The sequence below is a fragment of the Pseudomonas putida genome (assembly GCF_002741075.1).
GTDB lineage: Bacteria > Pseudomonadota > Gammaproteobacteria > Pseudomonadales > Pseudomonadaceae > Aquipseudomonas > Aquipseudomonas putida_T.
On record NZ_CP016634.1, the window covers coordinates 2,804,734 to 2,821,989 of the forward strand.

Here is a 17,256-nt window from a genome sequence, read left to right on the forward strand (position 1 = left end):
CTCCTCGTCAGGGGTTGTCACGCAAGCATCACCAAAGCGTCACGGGGGTGACACCGCGCCTACCTAGGCTGACTTTGCACAACAAAGTCGACCGGCCGCAACCCTTTGGCTGGCTTATGGAGACTCGCAATGACTCGGATCGCACGCTCTGGCGACAACAGCACTGAACGCCGTCTGCAAGCCGAACGCCTGGTCGGCGCCACAGCCCTGCAGGAAGCACAGGCCTTGCGTTTCAAGGTGTTCAGCGCCGAATTCCAGGCCAAGCTCAAGGGCGCGGAACTGGGCTTGGACATGGACGACTACGACATTCATTGCCGCCACATTGGCGTGCGCGACCTGGCCACCGGCCAACTGGTCGCCACCACCCGCCTGCTCGATCACCAGGCCGCCAGCAGCCTGGGACGCTTCTACAGCGAAGAAGAATTCAGCCTGCATGGCCTGCTGCAACTGCAAGGGCCGATCCTGGAACTGGGCCGTACCTGCGTCGACCCGGCCTATCGCAACGGCGGCACCATCGCCGTGCTCTGGGGCGAGCTCGCCGAAGTGCTCAACGAAGGCCGCTACAACTACTTGATGGGGTGCGCCAGCATCCCGATGCAGGATGGTGGCGTGCAGGCCCATGCCATCATGCAGCGCCTGCGCGAACGCTACCTGTGCACCGAGCACCTGCGCGCCGAGCCGAAGAAACCACTGCCGATCCTGGCCCTGCCAAACAACGTCATCGCCGAAATGCCGCCCTTGCTCAAGGCCTACATGCGCCTGGGCGCGAAGATCTGCGGCGAACCCTGCTGGGACGAGGACTTCCAGGTCGCCGACGTGTTCATCCTGCTCAAGCGCGACGATCTCTGCCCGCGCTATGCCCGTCACTTCAAGGCGGCGGTCTGATGCCTGGCCTGCGGGCATTCGCCCGCCTGACGCGCTTGCTGCTGGTTCTGACGCTGGGCATTGCGATGGCCAGCATCATCGCCCTGGGTGAACGCCTGGGCCTGAAGGCCTCCTGCGAGCGTCGCCAGCGCTGGACCTGCCGGTTCATGCAGCGCCTGGTCGCCGCCCTGCCCTTCGAGGTCCACGTGCTCGGGCCGGTGCCACGACGACCGATGTTATGGGTCAGCAACCATGTGTCCTGGACCGACATTCCCCTGCTCGGCATGCTCACGCCGCTGTCGTTCCTGTCCAAGGCCGAAGTGCGCCACTGGCCGTTGGCCGGTTGGCTGGCGGAAAAAGCCGGCACCTTGTTCATCCGCCGTGGCGGTGGTGACGGCCAGCGTCTGTCCCAGCAGATCGGCCAGCAACTGAGTCAGCAACGGCCACTGCTGATCTTTCCGGAAGGCACCACCACCGACGGCCGCGCCCTGCGGACCTTCCATGGCCGGCTGCTGGCCGGCGCCATCGACCAGGGCACACCGGTGCAGCCGGTGGCGATCCAGTACCTGCGCGAGGGTCAACCGGACCCGATTGCGCCGTTCATCGGCGACGATGACCTGGTATCGCATCTGATGCGCTTGTTCCGCGAGCCACGAGGGGAAGTGATCATCCAATTGCTGGAGCCGATCCCCAGCCTAGGCAAGGAACGGGCGGTGCTGGCATTCCAGGCGCAGCAAGCGGTTCACCTGGCACTGTATGGCGCCGATGAGCCTGAAGCGGCGCCGCGGCGGCACGCGAAGGCGGCTTGAGTCTTGTGGCGGTTCAGTCGGCCTTTTCGCGGGTGAACCCGCTCCCACAGGTTTCCGCTGCTCTGACTGCCGCCGCTGGACCTGTAGGAACGGGTTTACCCGCGAAAAGGCCCGCACGGTCGTATGAGCGTTCACCGACTCGCCAGCGCAAAAGCCTGCAACTGCGGATAGAACTCACGAAAATCCGCCAACAGCGGCTCGTACAACGCCTCCAACTCCCCCATCACCCCATCCATGCCTTCAGGCCGTGACAATCGCCGCGCGATACCCCGGAACACCTGCCCCAGCGTGTCGAAATCCCCATAGGCGCCCAACCAGTCGTCCGCGGCCATGAACGGCGCGATATGCGCCAGCCGCCCGGGCAGTGCCGGCTCGGCAAGCAGGACGCGGTAGAAGTCCCCAGTAAAGGCACTGAGCGGCTGTTCGGCGTAATCCCCCCAGTGCCGCGCCAGGCAATGGTCGAAGAACACATCCAGGACGATCCCGGCAAACCGCCGCCGCTCCCGGGGGAAACGCGCCAGTGCCGCCAGCACCAGCGGGTGGCTGTCGGTGTAGCTGTCGATGTGACGATGCAGGCGGATCGAGGCCTCGAGGGCTGGCGGGAAACGCCCTTGCAGCGAGCCTTTGACGAAATCGCCATACAGGCTGCCGAGCAGTTGTTGCGGCTCACGACCGCCAAGGTGCAGGTGTGCGAGGTAGTTCATGGCGCCCAGTCTAGCACTCGCGCCACCCATATCGTTATAACGCGATATAGCGATTCGCGCTCAGCTCAGAACCTCTTCATATTTGTATATCGCGAAATATCGATTTATATTTCGCTCCATCGCGATATAACGCTACACACCACGAGTCCCACCATGCCTCTTGATCTCGACGAAATAATAAAAGCCCTCTCCCACCCGGTACGGCGAGAAATCCTCACCTGGCTGAAAGACCCGGCCGCGCAGTTCCCTGACCAGCAGCACAGCACCGAATACGGCGTCTGTGCCGGGCAGATCGATCAACGCTGCGGCCTGTCGCAGTCGACCGTCTCCGCCCACCTGGCCACCTTGCAGCGCGCCGGCCTTATCAGCAGCCAGAAGATCGGCCAGTGGCACTTTTTCAAACGCAACGAGGACACCATCCAGGCGTTCCTCCAGCAGATGAGCCAAGAGCTCTGAAAAGGACCTTGCAATGCCTCTTTCCCTGATGATCCTGGCGCTCAGCGCCTTCGCCATCGGCACCACCGAGTTCGTCATCATGGGCCTGCTGCCGGATGTGGCGCAGGACCTGGGCGTGACCATCCCCGGTGCCGGCTGGCTGGTGACCGGCTACGCCCTGGGCGTGGCCATCGGCGCTCCGTTCATGGCCCTAGCTACCGCGCGCCTGCCACGCAAGGCAGCACTGGTGACGCTGATGGGCGTGTTCATCGTCGGCAATCTGCTGTGTGCAGTCGCCGCGGACTATGACCTGCTGATGTTCGCCCGGGTAGTGACCGCCCTGTGCCATGGTGCGTTCTTCGGCATCGGCTCGGTGGTCGCGGCCAGCCTGGTACCGGCCAATCGCCGCGCCTCGGCCGTGGCCCTGATGTTCACCGGTCTGACCCTGGCCAACGTGCTCGGCGTGCCCTTGGGTACCGCCCTGGGCCAGGCCGCCGGCTGGCGCTCGACCTTCTGGGCGGTCACCGCCATCGGCGTGATCGCACTGATCGGCCTGGTGCGTTACCTGCCGCTGCAGCACCAGGAAGAGAAAGTCGACATGCGCGCCGAGCTGGGCGCCCTCAAAGGGGCCGGCATCTGGTTATCGCTGAGCATGACCGTGCTGTTCTCGGCCTCGATGTTCGCCCTGTTCACCTACGTGGCACCCCTGCTTGGCGATGTCACCGGCGTATCGCCCCGCGGCGTCACCTGGACCTTGCTGTTGATCGGCCTGGGCCTGACCGTGGGCAACATCCTCGGCGGCAAGCTCGCCGACCGCCGCCTGGGGGCCACCTTGGTGGGTGTGTTCGCCGCCATGGCCGTGGTGTCCACAGCCCTGAGCTGGACCAGCACGGCCCTGGTGCCTGCCGAGATCACCCTGTTCCTCTGGGCCACAGCCGCCTTTGCCGCCGTGCCTGCCCTGCAGGTCAACGTGGTGACCTATGGCAAGGCCGCACCCAACCTGGTTTCGACCCTGAACATCGGCGCTTTCAACCTGGGCAACGCCCTGGGCGCCTGGGTCGGCGGCAGTGTCATCGCCCACGGCTTCGGCCTGACCCGCGTGCCCTTGGCCGCAGCGGTCCTGGCGGTACTGGCGCTGATCATCACCTTGATTACCTTCAGCCAGCGCGGCGGCAATGCCGAACTGGCCACCGCTTCCAACTGACCCACGCGAGGCTACGCCAATGACCACGCTTTTCGATCCGATCACCCTGGGCGACCTGCAACTGCCCAACCGCATCATCATGGCCCCGCTGACCCGGTGCCGCGCCGACGAAGGCCGGGTGCCCAACGCCCTGATGGCCGAGTACTACGTGCAGCGCGCCAGCGCCGGGCTGATCCTCAGTGAAGCCACCTCGGTGACGCCCATGGGCGTCGGCTACCCCGACACCCCCGGCATCTGGTCCGACGAACAGGTGCGCGGCTGGACCAATGTCACCAAGGCCGTGCACGGCGCGGGCGGACGTATCTTCCTGCAACTGTGGCACGTGGGGCGCATCTCCCACGCCAACTACCTCAACGGCGAGCTGCCGGTGGCCCCGAGTGCGATCCAACCCAAGGGCCACGTCAGCCTGATCCGCCCGATCACCGAGTACCCAACGCCGCGCGCCCTGGAGACCGAAGAGATCGCCGACATCGTCGAGGCCTACCGCACCGGTGCCGAGAATGCCAAGGCTGCCGGTTTCGATGGCGTGGAGATCCACGGGGCCAACGGCTACCTGCTCGACCAGTTCCTGCAAAGCAGCACTAACCAGCGTACCGACCGCTATGGCGGTTCTCTGGAAAACCGTGCGCGCCTGCTGCTGGAAGTGACCGACGCGGCGATCGAGGTATGGGGCGCCAACCGCGTTGGCGTGCACCTGGCGCCACGGGCCGATGCCCATGACATGGGCGATGCCGACCGTGCCGAGACCTTCAGCTATGTCGCTCGGGAGTTGGGCAAGCGCGGTATCGCGTTCATCTGCTCGCGGGAGAAGGAAGCCGACGACAGCATCGGCCCACTGATCAAGGAAGCATTCGGGGGCCCATACATCGTCAATGAGCGGTTCGACAAAGCCAGCGCCAATGCGGCACTGGCCAGCGGCAAGGCCGACGCGGTGGCCTTCGGTATTCCGTTCATCGCCAACCCCGACCTGCCCGCCCGCCTGGCCGCCGATGCGCCGCTGAACGAGCCGCACCCGGAGACCTTCTACGCCAAGGGGCCGGTGGGCTACATCGATTATCCGCGGATGTGATTCAAACGCCTGAGGCCGCTTTGCGGCCCTTTCGCGACACAAGGCCGCGCCTACCGATGTAGGCGCGGCCTTGTGTCGCGAGGGCTAGCAGCGTTGTCAGGGCCGGGCGTTGATCTGCTGCTGCAGGTTCTGGATCTGGCTCTGCAAGGTATTGAGATTGCGGGTCACCTGGCTGCGGAAGGCATCGAACTCCTGCACCGAGGCGCCACCGGCGCTGGGTGCCGGGCGGTTGTCGATCTGGCTCTTGAGCACCAGTACATCCTGCTCCAGGCTTTCGATCGCTGCACTCGGGTTGCCCTGTTTCTTCAGGCTCGCCACTTCGCTGCTCAGGCTCTTGAGCTGACCGTCGAGTTTGCCACCATCCAGCTGGCCGGACTTGAGCGCGGCCAACTCGCCATTCACCGCCTTGAGCTGTGCCTGCAACTGGCTCTGAAGCTCCGCCACAGCCTTTTGCTGTTCACGGGTATCGGCCAGCACCTGCTCCAGACGCTTGCCCAGATCCCCCGCCTGGCCCGCCACGCCTTGCTGCTGCTTGCTCTGCTCGGCCAGGCTCGCCTTCAACTGGCGGATCTGCAGTTTCAGGGCCTCGCTGCCGGTATTGACGCTGGACTCGCTGGCGTCGACCTTGCCGCTGATCGCCTGCAGGCGTCCGGCTGCTTCCTCGCTGATCCGGGCGAAGCTTTCCTGGGTCGCCACCAACTGCTGCTCCATCAGCGAGATCTGCTGAAAACTCCACCACCCCAGGCCCGCCAGGGCGATGACCGAGGCCCCAAGCAGTGCCCACAACGGGCCCGTGCTGGCCGGACGCACGGCCTTGCGTCGGTTCTGCGCCACGTGCGCCGGGAGCAGTTCATCATCATCCGGGGTACCGGCACGCAGGCTCGGCACATCGTCGAAATTGTCGAAGGGGTCATTACGCATGGAGGCTTTCAACCACAGTAATAGCAAAGAGGCATGAGTATAAACCGCCTAAGCGGCGCACTGATGACCATTATCCACGCCCGGGGTTCACTGCTGGCCGGGCACGTTCTTCCACCAGGCGCAGAATTCATCCAGCGCGGTCCACAGGCTGACCTTGGGTCGATAGTCCAGGTGTTGTCGCGCGCGGCTGATATCCAGGGTGAAATCCTTGCTCATCATCTGCGCGCCCAGGCGCGACAGGGCCGGTTGTGGGCGGCCAGGCCACAGCAGGCAGGCGGCTTCGTTCAATGCGCCCAGGCTGTAGGCCAGGCCATAGCCACGGTAGCGGGTGACCTGGGGCAGTTGCATCTGGCGCATCACGTAATTGATCACATCCCAAAGCGGCAGCGGCTGACCGTTGCTGATGTTGTAGGCCTGGCCGAGCGCCTGTTCGTCGGCGAACAGGGCACCGAGCAAGGCTTCGTTGAGGTTGTGCACACTGGTGAAGTCGACCTTGTTCAAGCCATTGCCGATGATTGCCAGGCGGCGTTTGCGCTGCAGTTGCATCAGCCTCGGGAAGAACGCCGCATCGCCCGCGCCGGTGACCCGTTGCGGCCGCAAGGCCAGCACTTCCAGGCCGAACTCCTGGGCGCCGAAGACCTTCTGTTCGGCCAGGCGCTTGGTGGTCGCGTAGTGGTCATGAAAGCGGCGAGGCAACGGCTCCTCACGAATGTCCAGGCGCGAGGAACCATTGAAGTACACCGACGGCGACGACAGGTGCACCAGGCGCCGCACGTGTTCCTTCAAACACCCCTCGACCACGTTCTCGGTGACCACCACGTTGCCCTGGTGAAAATCCTGGTAACGGCCCCAGTGACCGGTGGCGCCAGCGCAATGGACCACGGCATCGACACCCTGGCACAGCCGCCGGGCCAGCTCGGCATCGCCCAGGTCGCCAGGGATGAACTGGGCCCCGCGCTTGACCAGGTGCTCCACGCCCTCGGCGCGCCGTCCATTGACCCGCACCTCCATGCCCTGCTCCAGGGCAAAGCGCGCAAAGCGCCCGCCGATGAAGCCGCTCGCACCGGTGACCAGAATTCGCATGTAACACTCCGCCTTGCCAGATTACAGATGCAGCTGACGTCGCCCGCGCCTACAAGGGCACCAGCCAGCTCGATGCGGTCTGACGCAGGTGCTCGGTCAACTGAGCGAGCAACTGCCCGCCATTGCGCCAATGATGCCAGTACAACGGCACGTCGATGGGGGTATCGGTGCAGATTTCCACCAACTGCCCGCTGGCCAGTTGCTCGCGGGCCTGCAGCTCAGGCACCAGGCCCCAGCCCACGCCAGCCTCGGTCATACGCAGAAAACCTTCGGATGAAGGACACAGGTGGTACAGGAAACTGCCCTCGATCCCCAGCGAAGCCAGGTAGCGGTGTTGCAGGAAATCATCCGGCCCGTACACCACCGCGGGGATGCGCGCCAGGCGACGCGCCTCGAAGCCCTGGGCAAAATGCCGGGCCATGAACGCAGGGCTTGCCAACGCCCGGTAGCGCATGGCTCCCAACAGCAGGCTGCGCGCGCCGGCCACCGGCCGCTCGCTGCCACATAGACAGGCCGCCACTTCGCCCGCGCGCATGCGCTTGAGACCGACCTCCTGGTCTTCGACCACCAGATCGAGCAAGACCTGCTGCCCCGCGCAGAAATCCCCCACCGCACCGGCCCACCAGGTCGCCAGGCTGTCGGCATTGAGGGCAATGCGCAGGCGCTCCGGCAGGCCTTCTTCATCCAATGCCGGCACCTGGCGCTGCAGGTCACGTTCGAGCAGGCGTACCTGCTGCACATGGTTGAGCAATTGGCGGCCCACCTCAGTGGGGCTTGGGGGTGTGGCCCGCACCAACACGGGCTGGCCGACCCGCGCCTCAAGCAACTTGATGCGCTGGGAAATGGCCGATTGCGACAGGCCCAGTACCTGGGCGGCACGTTCAAAACCGCCTTGTTCGATGACGGCAGCGAGGGCGGCGAGCAGCTTGTAGTCGAACATCGATTTCTCTAATGCCAGATCAGCTTTATTTGTTTTTCTTATACAGGGCATTTCCTCACAATGGCCAGCATCTTCTTTGGCAATCAACGTCGGCGCTTGGTCGGCGTCAGTGGAGTGTTCCTGTTATGTGGCAAAGCTATCTGAACGGCATGCTGGTGGCCTTCGGCCTGATCATGGCCATCGGCGCACAGAATGCCTTCGTCCTGGCCCAGAGCCTGCGGCGCGAGCATCACCTGCCGGTGGCTGCGCTGTGCATCGTCTGCGATGCCATCTTGGTAGCCGCCGGGGTGTTCGGCCTGGCCACGGTGCTGGCCCACAACCCTACCCTGCTGGCGGTCGCGCGCTGGGGCGGCGCGGTGTTCCTGATCTGGTACGGCGCCAAGGCACTGCGTAGCGCGTGCTCCAAGCAGAGCCTTCAACATCAGGAAGGCCAGGGTATGCGCTCGCGTCGCGCGGTGCTGCTCAGCGCCCTGGCAGTGACCCTGCTCAACCCGCACGTCTACCTCGATACCGTCCTGCTGATCGGCTCGCTGGGGGCCCAGCAGAGCGTGCCAGGCGCCTACGTCGCCGGTGCCGCCAGCGCCTCGCTGGTGTGGTTCTCGACCCTGGCCCTCGGTGCGGCCTGGCTCGCCCCCTGGCTGGCCCGCCCGACTACCTGGCGCCTGCTGGACCTGATGGTGGCGGTGATGATGTTCGCCGTGGCCGCCCAATTGATCTTCACCTGACAGCAGCATTGCCCATCCGTCAGCCAGGTTTGAGCACATGGGAACCTCTATTCCCTATGTTTGTTGCGTGGTTATGCGCAAGGGCCGGTGCTATGATCCAGCCCTTGCGTCGCAAAGCGTGCCAAACGCGCTGACGCACATCGGGCCGCCCGTGATCGGCCTTGCGCAAACCGCGAACAGACCTGAATCAGGAGATCCACCATGGCTTTTGAATTGCCGCCGCTGCCGTACGCCCACGATGCCCTGCAGCCGCACATCTCCAAGGAAACCCTGGAGTATCACCACGACAAGCACCACAACACCTATGTCGTGAACCTGAACAATCTGGTCCCTGGCACCGAATTCGAGGGCAAGTCCCTGGAAGACATCGTCAAGACCTCCTCGGGTGGCATCTTCAACAATGCCGCTCAAGTCTGGAACCACACCTTCTACTGGAACTGCCTGTCGCCAAACGGCGGCGGCCAGCCGACCGGCGCCCTGGCCGATGCCATCACCAAGGCTTTCGGTTCCTTCGACAAGTTCAAGGAAGAGTTCACCAAGACTTCCGTCGGCACCTTCGGTTCCGGCTGGGGCTGGCTGGTGAAGAAGGCCGACGGTTCCCTGGCCCTGGCCAGCACCATCGGCGCCGGCTGCCCGCTGACCAGCGGCGACACCCCGCTGCTGACCTGCGACGTCTGGGAGCACGCCTACTACATCGACTACCGCAACCTGCGTCCTAAGTACGTCGAGGCGTTCTGGAACCTGGTCAACTGGGCCTTCGTGGCCGAGCAGTTCGAAGGCAAGACCTTCAAGGCCTGAAGCCTGGGTAACCTTCGATCCAAAAAAATCCGACGCTCATGCGTCGGATTTTTTTTGCGCAGGATTTGCCAACGGCGCGCCTTGCACGTAAACCCACCTCGCCGGCCCTTGCCCCCACCCGATAGCGCGCTAACATCAATCATCTGGAAAGTTGATACCGCGCACTCAAGTCGCCAGTCCTTAAAACCGATATATTGACAACGACAGGATGAATGACGGCCTTCACCTGCCGCGACAATCAGTCGATAGTGTATTGCCAAGGGTAATGGCAAAATAATGGCGCGCGCATGGATTAAGGAAACCCCATTGAAGCTGGAATTTCGGAACAGCTTGTCGGTCAAGTTGCTCAGGGTCGTGCTGCTCTCGGCGCTGGCTGTCGGCGTCGTCCTCAGCTGTGCGCAGATCGTCTATGACGCCTACAAGACCCGTCAGTCCGTCAACCACGATGCCCAACGCATCCTCGACATGTTCCGCGACCCGTCTACCCAGGCGGTCTACAGCCTTGACCGGGAGATGGGCATGCAGGTCATGGAAGGCCTGTTCCAGGATGCTTCCGTGCGCGCGGCTTCCATCGGCCACCCCAACGAGACCATGCTCGCGGAAAAGTCCCGGCCGCTACAGGACATGCCTGCGCGCTGGCTCACCGACCTGATCCTCGGCCAGGAACGCACCTTCACCACCCAGCTGGTCGGCCGGGGCCCCTACAGCGAATACTACGGTGACCTGAGCATCACCCTGGACACCGCCACCTATGGCGAAGGCTTTCTGATCAACGCGGTGATCATCTTCGTCTCTGGCGTACTGCGTGCGCTGGCCATGGGCCTGGTGTTGTATCTGGTCTATCACTGGCTGCTGACCAAACCGTTGTCCAAGCTCATCGAGCACCTCACCCAGATCAATCCCGACCGTCCCAGCCAGCACGAGATCCCGCTGCTCAAGGGCCACGAGAAGAACGAGCTGGGGCTTTGGGTCAACACCGCCAACCAGTTGCTGGCCTCCATCGAACGCAACACCCACCTGCGTCACGAAGCCGAAAACAGCCTGCAACGCATGGCCCAGTACGACTTCCTCACCGGACTGCCCAACCGCCAGCAGTTGCAACAGCAACTGGACAAGATCCTCGTCGATGGCGGCCGCCTGCAGCGCCGGGTCGCGGTGCTGTGCGTGGGGCTGGATGACTTCAAGGGCATCAACGAGCAATTCAGCTACCAGGTCGGCGACCAACTGCTGCTGGCCCTGGCTGATCGCCTGCGCGCCCACAGCGGCCGCCTGGGCGCCCTGGCGCGGCTCGGTGGCGACCAGTTCGCCCTGGTCCAAGCCGACATCGAACAGCCCTACGAGGCCGCCGAGCTTGCCCAGAGCATCCTCGACGACCTGGAAATGCCCTTCCCACTGGATCACCAGAACATCCGCCTGCGCGCCACCATCGGCATCACTTTGTTCCCCGAAGATGGCGACAGCACCGAAAAACTGCTGCAAAAAGCCGAGCAGACCATGACCTTGGCCAAGGCCCGCTCCCGCAACCGCTACCAGTTTTATATCGCGAGCGTCGACAGCGAGATGCGCCGGCGCCGCGAGCTGGAAAAAGACCTGCGCGAAGCCCTGCCGCGCAACCAGCTGTACCTGGTGTACCAACCCCAAATCAGCTACCGCGATCATCGCGTGGTCGGCGTCGAGGCCCTGCTGCGCTGGCAGCACCCGGAACTGGGCATGGTGCCGCCCGATCAGTTCATCCCCCTGGCCGAGCAGAACGGCAGCATCATCGGCATTGGCGAGTGGGTGCTCGACCAGGCCTGCCGCCAACTGCGCGAATGGCACGACCTGGGCTTCAGCGACCTGCGCATGGCCGTCAACCTGTCCACCGTGCAGTTGCACCACAGTGAATTGCCACGGGTGGTCAACAATCTGTTGCAGATCTACCGCCTGCCACCACGCAGCCTGGAGCTGGAGGTGACCGAGACCGGCCTGATGGAAGACATCAGCACCGCCGCCCAGCACTTGCTGAGCCTTCGTCGCTCCGGGGCGCTGATCGCCATCGATGACTTCGGTACCGGCTACTCCTCGCTCAGTTATCTGAAGTCGTTGCCGCTGGACAAGATCAAGATCGACAAGAGCTTCGTCCAGGACCTGCTGGACGACGATGACGACGCCACCATCGTCCGGGCTGTTATCCAGCTGGGCAAGAGCCTGGGCATGCAGGTGATCGCCGAAGGCGTGGAAACCGCCGAGCAGGAAGCCTACATCATCGCCCAAGGCTGCCATGAGGGGCAGGGTTATCACTACAGCAAGCCGCTGTCGGCTCGCGAACTGACGGCGTTCCTCAAACACGCGCAGCGCAACCAAGTCACAGCGTTCTGATACCCGCCACCACACAATTGCGAAAGCGACCCTTGCGCATCATTCGCGCACATGCCCCTTTACACAAAATGCAAATCTTTCGCATTATGTTGCGGTTTCGCAGCCACACTGTCCAACCACACGACGCAGGATACCCACAATGATTCGAATGCCTCTGGCCTCCGCCAGTCTGCTGGCCATCGCCATCGCCCTCGCCGGTTGCGGTGAGAGCAAGGATGACAAGGCTGCCGCGCCGCAAGCCCAAGCGCCGGCTGCGGCCAGCACCACCGCAGCGCCCGGGGCTGTCGACGAAGCGGCCGGCAAGGCCGTGGTCAAGCACTACGCCGAGATGGTCCATGCCGTCTACAGCGACTCGCTGAGCACCGCCAAGACCCTGCAGACTGCCATCGACGCGTTCCTGGCCAAGCCCAACGACCAGACCCTGAAGGCCGCGAAAGAAGCCTGGGCCGCTGCCCGCGTGCCGTACCTGCAGAGCGAAGTGTTCCGCTTCGGCAACACCATCATCGACGACTGGGAAGGCCAGGTGAACGCATGGCCCCTGGACGAAGGCCTGATCGACTACGTCGACAAGAGCTACGAGCACGCCTTGGGTAACCCGGCAGCCAGCGCCAACATCATCGCCAATACCGAGGTACAGGTCGGCGAAGAGAAGGTCGACGTCAAGGACATCACCCCTGAGAAACTGGCCAGCCTGAACGAGCTGGGCGGCTCCGAAGCCAACGTCGCCACGGGCTACCACGCCATCGAATTCCTGCTCTGGGGCCAGGACCTCAACGGAACCGGCCCAGGCGCCGGCAACCGCCCGGCTTCGGACTACCTGGAAGGCCAAGGTGCCACCGGCGGCCACAACGAGCGCCGTCGTGCCTACCTGAAGGCCGTGACCCAACTGCTGGTCCAGGACCTGGAAGAAATGGTCGCCAACTGGGCGCCGAACGTCAGCGACAACTACCGCGCCAAACTGGAGGCCGAGCCTGTGGCCGATGGCCTGCGCAAGATGCTGTTCGGCATGGGCAGCCTGTCGCTGGGCGAACTGGCCGGTGAGCGCATGAAGGTCTCCCTGGAAGCCAACTCGCCAGAAGACGAACAAGACTGCTTCAGCGACAACACCCACTACTCGCACTTCTACGACGCCAAGGGCATCCGCAACGTCTACCTGGGCGAGTACACCCGCGCCGACGGCTCCAAGCTGACCGGCCCGAGCCTGTCGGAGCTGGTAGCCAAGGTCGATCCGGCCACCGACGCCACGCTCAAGGCGGACCTGGAAGCCACCGAGGCGAAGATCCAGGTCATGGTCGATCACGCGCTCAAGGGCGAGCACTACGACCAGCTGATCGCTGCCGACAACGCTGCCGGCAACCAGATCGTGCGCGACGCCATCGCCTCCCTGGTCAAGCAGACCAGCGCGATCGAGCAGGCCGCCGGCAAACTGGGCATCGCCAACCTGAACCCGGACACCGCCGATCACGAGTTCTGATCCGTAGTGCAGTGGTTCGACAGAGGCGGCCTGCGGGCCGCCTTTTTCATGGCCGCAAAAAATCCAATGCCGCAGGCCCAAGCCAACGAAAACCTGACATCGATTTCATCAAGGCAATTGCAAATTGCTCTTATTCAAATTCCGTCACCCTGCTAAGCTTGCACGCCGGCTTTTTAGCACTCACCCAGGATCCTCGATGCCCGCGTCGCTGCTCCGACTCTCCCTCCTGCTGCTGGTCGCCGCCCTGGCCGCCTGTGATGACGCCCCGCGTTTCACCCAGGCCGAGCCCGGCGAAGCCTTGTCCGCAGGGAAGGCCACCGTGCAGCGCAGCGACCGCAACGCGTTTTCCCTGCCGTCAGCCAACCTCTCGCCGGAGCGGCGTCTGGACTTCAGCGTCGGCAACAGCTTCTTCCGCAACCCCTGGGTGATCGCCCCCTCCACCACCACCGCCCGCGATGGCCTTGGCCCGTTGTTCAACACCAACGCCTGCCAAAACTGCCATGTGCGCGATGGACGCGGCCACCCACCCGAACCCGACGCCAGCAACGCGGTCTCGATGCTGGTGCGCCTGTCGATTCCCGATCAGCCGCAATACGCCAAGGAGATCGAACGCCTGGGCGTGGTCCCGGAGCCGGTGTATGGCACGCAACTGCAGGACATGGCCGTCCCCGGCGTAGCACCGGAGGGCAAGGTTCGGGTGGACTACACCACCCACAGTGTCACGTTCAAGGACGGCCATACGGTCGAGCTGCGTCGTCCGGCACTGCAGATCACTCAGCTCGGCTATGGGCCGATGCACCCCGAGACTCGTTTCTCCGCCCGGGTGGCGCCGCCGATGATCGGCCTGGGGCTGCTCGAGGCGATTCCCGAGGCCGCGATCCTGGCCAACGCCGATCCGGGCGACCGCAATGGCGATGGCATCCGCGGGCGCGCCAACCAGGTCTGGGACCAGGCCACGAACAAGACCGTACTCGGCCGCTTCGGCTGGAAGGCCGGGCAGCCCAACGTGAACCAGCAGAACGTCCATGCCTTTGCCGGCGACATGGGCCTGACCAGCACCTTGCAACCGGTCGATGACTGTACCCCCGCCCAGCTCGATTGCCTGGCCGCGCCCAACGGCGACGGCGCAGACGGTGAGAAGGAAGTCAGCGACAACATCCTGCGCCTGGTCACCTTTTACACCCGCAACCTGGGCGTACCGGCACGCCGCGATGTCGGCGCGCCCCAGGTACTGGCCGGCAAGAATCTGTTCTTCCAGGCCGGTTGCCAGGGCTGCCACACCCCGCAGTTCACCACTGGGCCCGATACCCATGAACCCGAACTGGCCAACCAGGTGATCCGTCCGTACAGCGACCTGCTGCTGCACGACATGGGCCCGGACCTGGCCGACAACCGCAGCGAATTCAAAGCCTCCGGACAGGACTGGCGTACCCCGCCCCTGTGGGGTATCGGCCTGACCGAAACGGTCAGCGGCCACACCCAGTTCCTGCATGACGGTCGCGCCCGCAACCTGCTCGAAGCCGTGCTCTGGCACGGTGGCGAAGCCGAGGCGGCGCGCAACCATGTACTGACCTTCAATGCCAAGCAACGCACCGCGCTGCTGGCCTTTTTGAACTCACTTTAACGCGCAAGGAGCCGGGCATGTTCCGACCCAAACTGTTGTTCACCAGCCTCGCCGCACTCGCCCTCGGTGCTTGTTCGCCCCAAGACCCGCAGGCCGTGACCTCCGCCGCCATCGCCAAGCAGGTGATCCTGCCGACGTACAGCCGTTGGGTCGAAGCCGACCGCCAGCTCGCCGCCAGCGCCCTGGCCTACTGCGAAGGCAAGGCGTCCCTCGACACCGCCCGCACCGACTTCCTCAACGCGCAAAAAGCCTGGGCCGAGCTGCAACCGCTGCTGGTGGGCCCGCTGGCCGAGGGCAACCGCGCCTGGCAGGTGCAGTTCTGGCCAGACAAGAAGAACCTGGTCGGCCGTCAGGTCGAGCAGTTGGTCTCCGCCGACAAGCCGATCGACGCCGAGACACTGGGCAAGGCCAGCGTCGTGGTCCGTGGCCTGTCCGCTTACGAGTACATCCTGTTCGACAGCAAGCCGGACGTCGCCACGCCCGAGCAGAAGGCACGCTACTGCCCGCTGCTGGTGGCCATCGGCGAGCACCAGAAGGCCCTGGCCGAGGAGATCCTCAAAGGCTGGAACAGCACCGATGGCATGCTTTCGCAGATGACCAAGTTCCCCAACCAGCGCTACGCCGACTCCCATGAGGCGATCGCCGATTTGCTGCGTGCCCAGGTCACCGCCCTGGACACCCTGAAGAAGAAACTCGGCGCCCCGATGGGCCGCCAGAGCAAGGGCATCGCCCAGCCCCTGCAGGCCGAAGCCTGGCGCAGCCAGTCCTCGCTCAAGAGCCTGGAAGCCAGCCTCAAGGCCGCCCAGGCAGTCTGGGTGGGGGTCGACAACCAGGGCCTGCGCGCTCTGCTGGGCAAGGACCAGGCTGCCCTGGCGCAGAAGATCGACGACGCCTACGCCAGCTCGCTCAAGCTGCTGGAGGCCAACCACAAGCCGTTGGGCGAACTGCTGGCCGACGACGCCGGCAAGCAGACCCTCGACCAGATCTACGACAGCCTCAATGCCGTCCATCGCCTGCACGAGGGCGACCTGGCCAAGGCGTTGAACATCCAGCTGGGCTTCAACGCCAACGACGGTGACTGATCATGCTGCGACGCCAGGCCCTCAAACTCGGTAGCATCGTGCTCAGCGCCCTCACCCTGGGCGGCTGGAGCCTGTTTCGCAACAACGGCAGCGAACCCCTGCTGCTCTCGGCGCGCGACGATGGCGACGGCAGGCACTATGCCGTCGGCTACCGCCTGGACGGCACCCAGGTGTTCGCCACCCAGGTGGCCCAGCGTTGCCATGACATCATCAACCACCCCGAGCGCCCCATCGCCCTGTTCGTGGCTCGTCGCCCAGGTACCGAAAGCTACCTGATCGACCTGCGTGACGGGCGCCTGCTGCAGACGCTCACCTCACAAGCGGACCGGCACTTCTACGGCCATGCGGTGATTCACAAGGGCGGCGAGTGGCTGTACGCCACCGAGAACGACACCACCGACCCCGGGCGTGGCGTGCTGGGCGTCTACCGCTTCGAGGGCGATCGCTTGGTCCATAGCGGCGAAATCCCTACTCACGGCATCGGTCCGCATCAGGTGTCCTGGCTGCCGGACGGCGAAACCCTGGTGGTGGCCAACGGCGGTATCCGCACCGAGGCCGAGAGCCGCGTGGAAATGAACCTCGATGCCATGGAGCCCAGCCTGGTGCTGATGCGCCGCGACGGCACCCTGCTGAGCAAGGAAACCCTCGCCCAGCAGATGAACAGCGTGCGCCACCTGGCCATCGGCAGCGACGGCACCATCGCCGCCTGCCAGCAGTTCATGGGGGATGCCCACGAGACCGCCGAGCTGCTGGCGATCAAGCGTCCGGGCGAGCCATTCAAGGCCTTCCCCGTGCCTGAGCGACAGCTGCAGTCGATGGCCCAGTACACCGCCAGCGTCGCCATCCACAGCGAGCTGCGCCTGGTGGCACTGACCGCACCGCGGGCCAACCGCCTGTTCATCTGGGACCTGGACAGCGGCGCGGTCAGGCTCGACGCACCGATGCCGGACTGCGCGGGCGTGGGCGCGGTGAAGGACGGCTTCGTGGTTACCTCCGGCCAAGGGCGTTGCCGGTTCTATGATTGCCGCAAGGCCGAGCTGGTCGGCCAGCCGATGAACCTGCCGTCCGGGTTCTGGGACAACCACCTGCACCTGGCCTGAACCGCGGGGCTGCTTTGTAGCCCCGCTGAACTTAACTGACCACCAAGTCTATTCGCCCTTTCCTCA

Annotated in this window: 16 protein-coding genes; 12 read left to right on the forward strand and 4 right to left on the reverse strand. The window is 64.4% G+C overall.

The features are described 5' to 3' along the window. Positions 1-129: 129 nt before the first annotated feature. Both olsB and IEC33019_RS13055 read left to right on the forward strand, forming a co-directional pair. Positions 130-885, forward strand: coding sequence for an L-ornithine N(alpha)-acyltransferase (olsB, locus tag IEC33019_RS13050; protein ID WP_070092388.1), 756 nt, complete (start codon positions 130-132; stop codon positions 883-885). Further along, the gene (locus IEC33019_RS13055; RefSeq protein WP_070092387.1) at positions 885-1,673 is read left to right on the forward strand and encodes a lysophospholipid acyltransferase family protein; all 789 of its coding nucleotides are present in this window, start codon (positions 885-887) and stop codon (positions 1,671-1,673) included. The genes olsB and IEC33019_RS13055 overlap by 1 nt, the downstream gene beginning before the upstream one ends. Positions 1,674-1,804: 131 nt before the next feature. On the opposite strand, the gene IEC33019_RS13060 is transcribed toward IEC33019_RS13055, so the two are convergent. Beyond that, positions 1,805-2,377: an ACP phosphodiesterase gene (locus IEC33019_RS13060; protein WP_070092386.1), complete on the reverse strand. Its 573-nt coding sequence runs from the start codon at positions 2,375-2,377 to the stop codon at positions 1,805-1,807. 153 nt (positions 2,378-2,530) lie between these two features. Between IEC33019_RS13060 and IEC33019_RS13065 the strand changes: the two genes are divergently transcribed. Genes IEC33019_RS13065 through IEC33019_RS13075 form a run of 3 tightly spaced genes read left to right on the forward strand, consistent with a single transcriptional unit; the run spans position 2,531 to position 5,085 of the window. Then, a complete protein-coding gene (locus IEC33019_RS13065) occupies positions 2,531-2,833 on the forward strand; it encodes an ArsR/SmtB family transcription factor (RefSeq protein ID WP_043213583.1) in 303 nt (100 codons plus the stop codon). Positions 2,834-2,846: 13 nt separating this feature from the next. Next, positions 2,847-4,016: an MFS transporter gene (locus tag IEC33019_RS13070; RefSeq protein WP_070092385.1), complete on the forward strand. Its 1,170-nt coding sequence runs from the start codon at positions 2,847-2,849 to the stop codon at positions 4,014-4,016. A 19-nt stretch (positions 4,017-4,035) separates the two neighbouring features. After that, positions 4,036-5,085: an alkene reductase gene (locus IEC33019_RS13075; RefSeq protein ID WP_099593618.1), complete on the forward strand. Its 1,050-nt coding sequence runs from the start codon at positions 4,036-4,038 to the stop codon at positions 5,083-5,085. A gap of 96 nt (positions 5,086-5,181) precedes the next feature. On the opposite strand, the gene IEC33019_RS13080 is transcribed toward IEC33019_RS13075, so the two are convergent. The 3 genes from IEC33019_RS13080 to IEC33019_RS13090 all read right to left on the reverse strand — a co-directional run bounded on the left by IEC33019_RS13080 (position 5,182) and on the right by IEC33019_RS13090 (position 8,029). Next, the gene (locus IEC33019_RS13080; RefSeq protein WP_070092383.1) at positions 5,182-6,006 is read right to left on the reverse strand and encodes an ATPase; all 825 of its coding nucleotides are present in this window, start codon (positions 6,004-6,006) and stop codon (positions 5,182-5,184) included. Between the two features lie 87 nt (positions 6,007-6,093). Further along, positions 6,094-7,089, reverse strand: coding sequence for an NAD-dependent epimerase/dehydratase family protein (locus tag IEC33019_RS13085; protein ID WP_070092382.1), 996 nt, complete (start codon positions 7,087-7,089; stop codon positions 6,094-6,096). A 49-nt stretch (positions 7,090-7,138) separates the two neighbouring features. Then, a complete protein-coding gene (locus IEC33019_RS13090; protein WP_070092381.1) occupies positions 7,139-8,029 on the reverse strand; it encodes a LysR family transcriptional regulator ArgP in 891 nt (296 codons plus the stop codon). 125 nt (positions 8,030-8,154) lie between these two features. Here IEC33019_RS13090 and IEC33019_RS13095 point away from each other — a divergent pair, with 125 nt between their 5' ends. The 7 genes from IEC33019_RS13095 to IEC33019_RS13125 all read left to right on the forward strand — a co-directional run bounded on the left by IEC33019_RS13095 (position 8,155) and on the right by IEC33019_RS13125 (position 17,190). Beyond that, on the forward strand, positions 8,155-8,754 hold the full coding sequence (locus tag IEC33019_RS13095) for a LysE/ArgO family amino acid transporter (RefSeq protein ID WP_070092380.1): 600 nt from the start codon (positions 8,155-8,157) through the stop codon (positions 8,752-8,754). Between the two features lie 201 nt (positions 8,755-8,955). Then, positions 8,956-9,552: a superoxide dismutase gene (locus IEC33019_RS13100; protein ID WP_070092379.1), complete on the forward strand. Its 597-nt coding sequence runs from the start codon at positions 8,956-8,958 to the stop codon at positions 9,550-9,552. Positions 9,553-9,858: 306 nt separating this feature from the next. Next, a complete protein-coding gene (locus tag IEC33019_RS13105) occupies positions 9,859-11,910 on the forward strand; it encodes a putative bifunctional diguanylate cyclase/phosphodiesterase (protein ID WP_099593620.1) in 2,052 nt (683 codons plus the stop codon). 139 nt (positions 11,911-12,049) lie between these two features. Continuing rightward, positions 12,050-13,384 carry an imelysin family protein gene (locus IEC33019_RS13110; RefSeq protein ID WP_070092378.1) on the forward strand — a complete coding sequence of 445 codons (1,335 nt, stop codon included), beginning with the start codon at positions 12,050-12,052 and terminating at the stop codon, positions 13,382-13,384. A gap of 196 nt (positions 13,385-13,580) precedes the next feature. Then, positions 13,581-15,008, forward strand: a complete 1,428-nt coding sequence (locus IEC33019_RS13115) for a di-heme oxidoreductase family protein (RefSeq protein ID WP_070092377.1) — start codon at positions 13,581-13,583, stop codon at positions 15,006-15,008. Between the two features lie 17 nt (positions 15,009-15,025). Then, on the forward strand, positions 15,026-16,090 hold the full coding sequence (locus IEC33019_RS13120; RefSeq protein ID WP_099593623.1) for an imelysin family protein: 1,065 nt from the start codon (positions 15,026-15,028) through the stop codon (positions 16,088-16,090). A 2-nt stretch (positions 16,091-16,092) separates the two neighbouring features. Beyond that, complete coding sequence (locus tag IEC33019_RS13125) at positions 16,093-17,190, forward strand: DUF1513 domain-containing protein (protein WP_070092375.1); 1,098 nt, start codon at positions 16,093-16,095, stop codon at positions 17,188-17,190. The last annotated feature ends 66 nt before the right edge of the window (positions 17,191-17,256 follow it).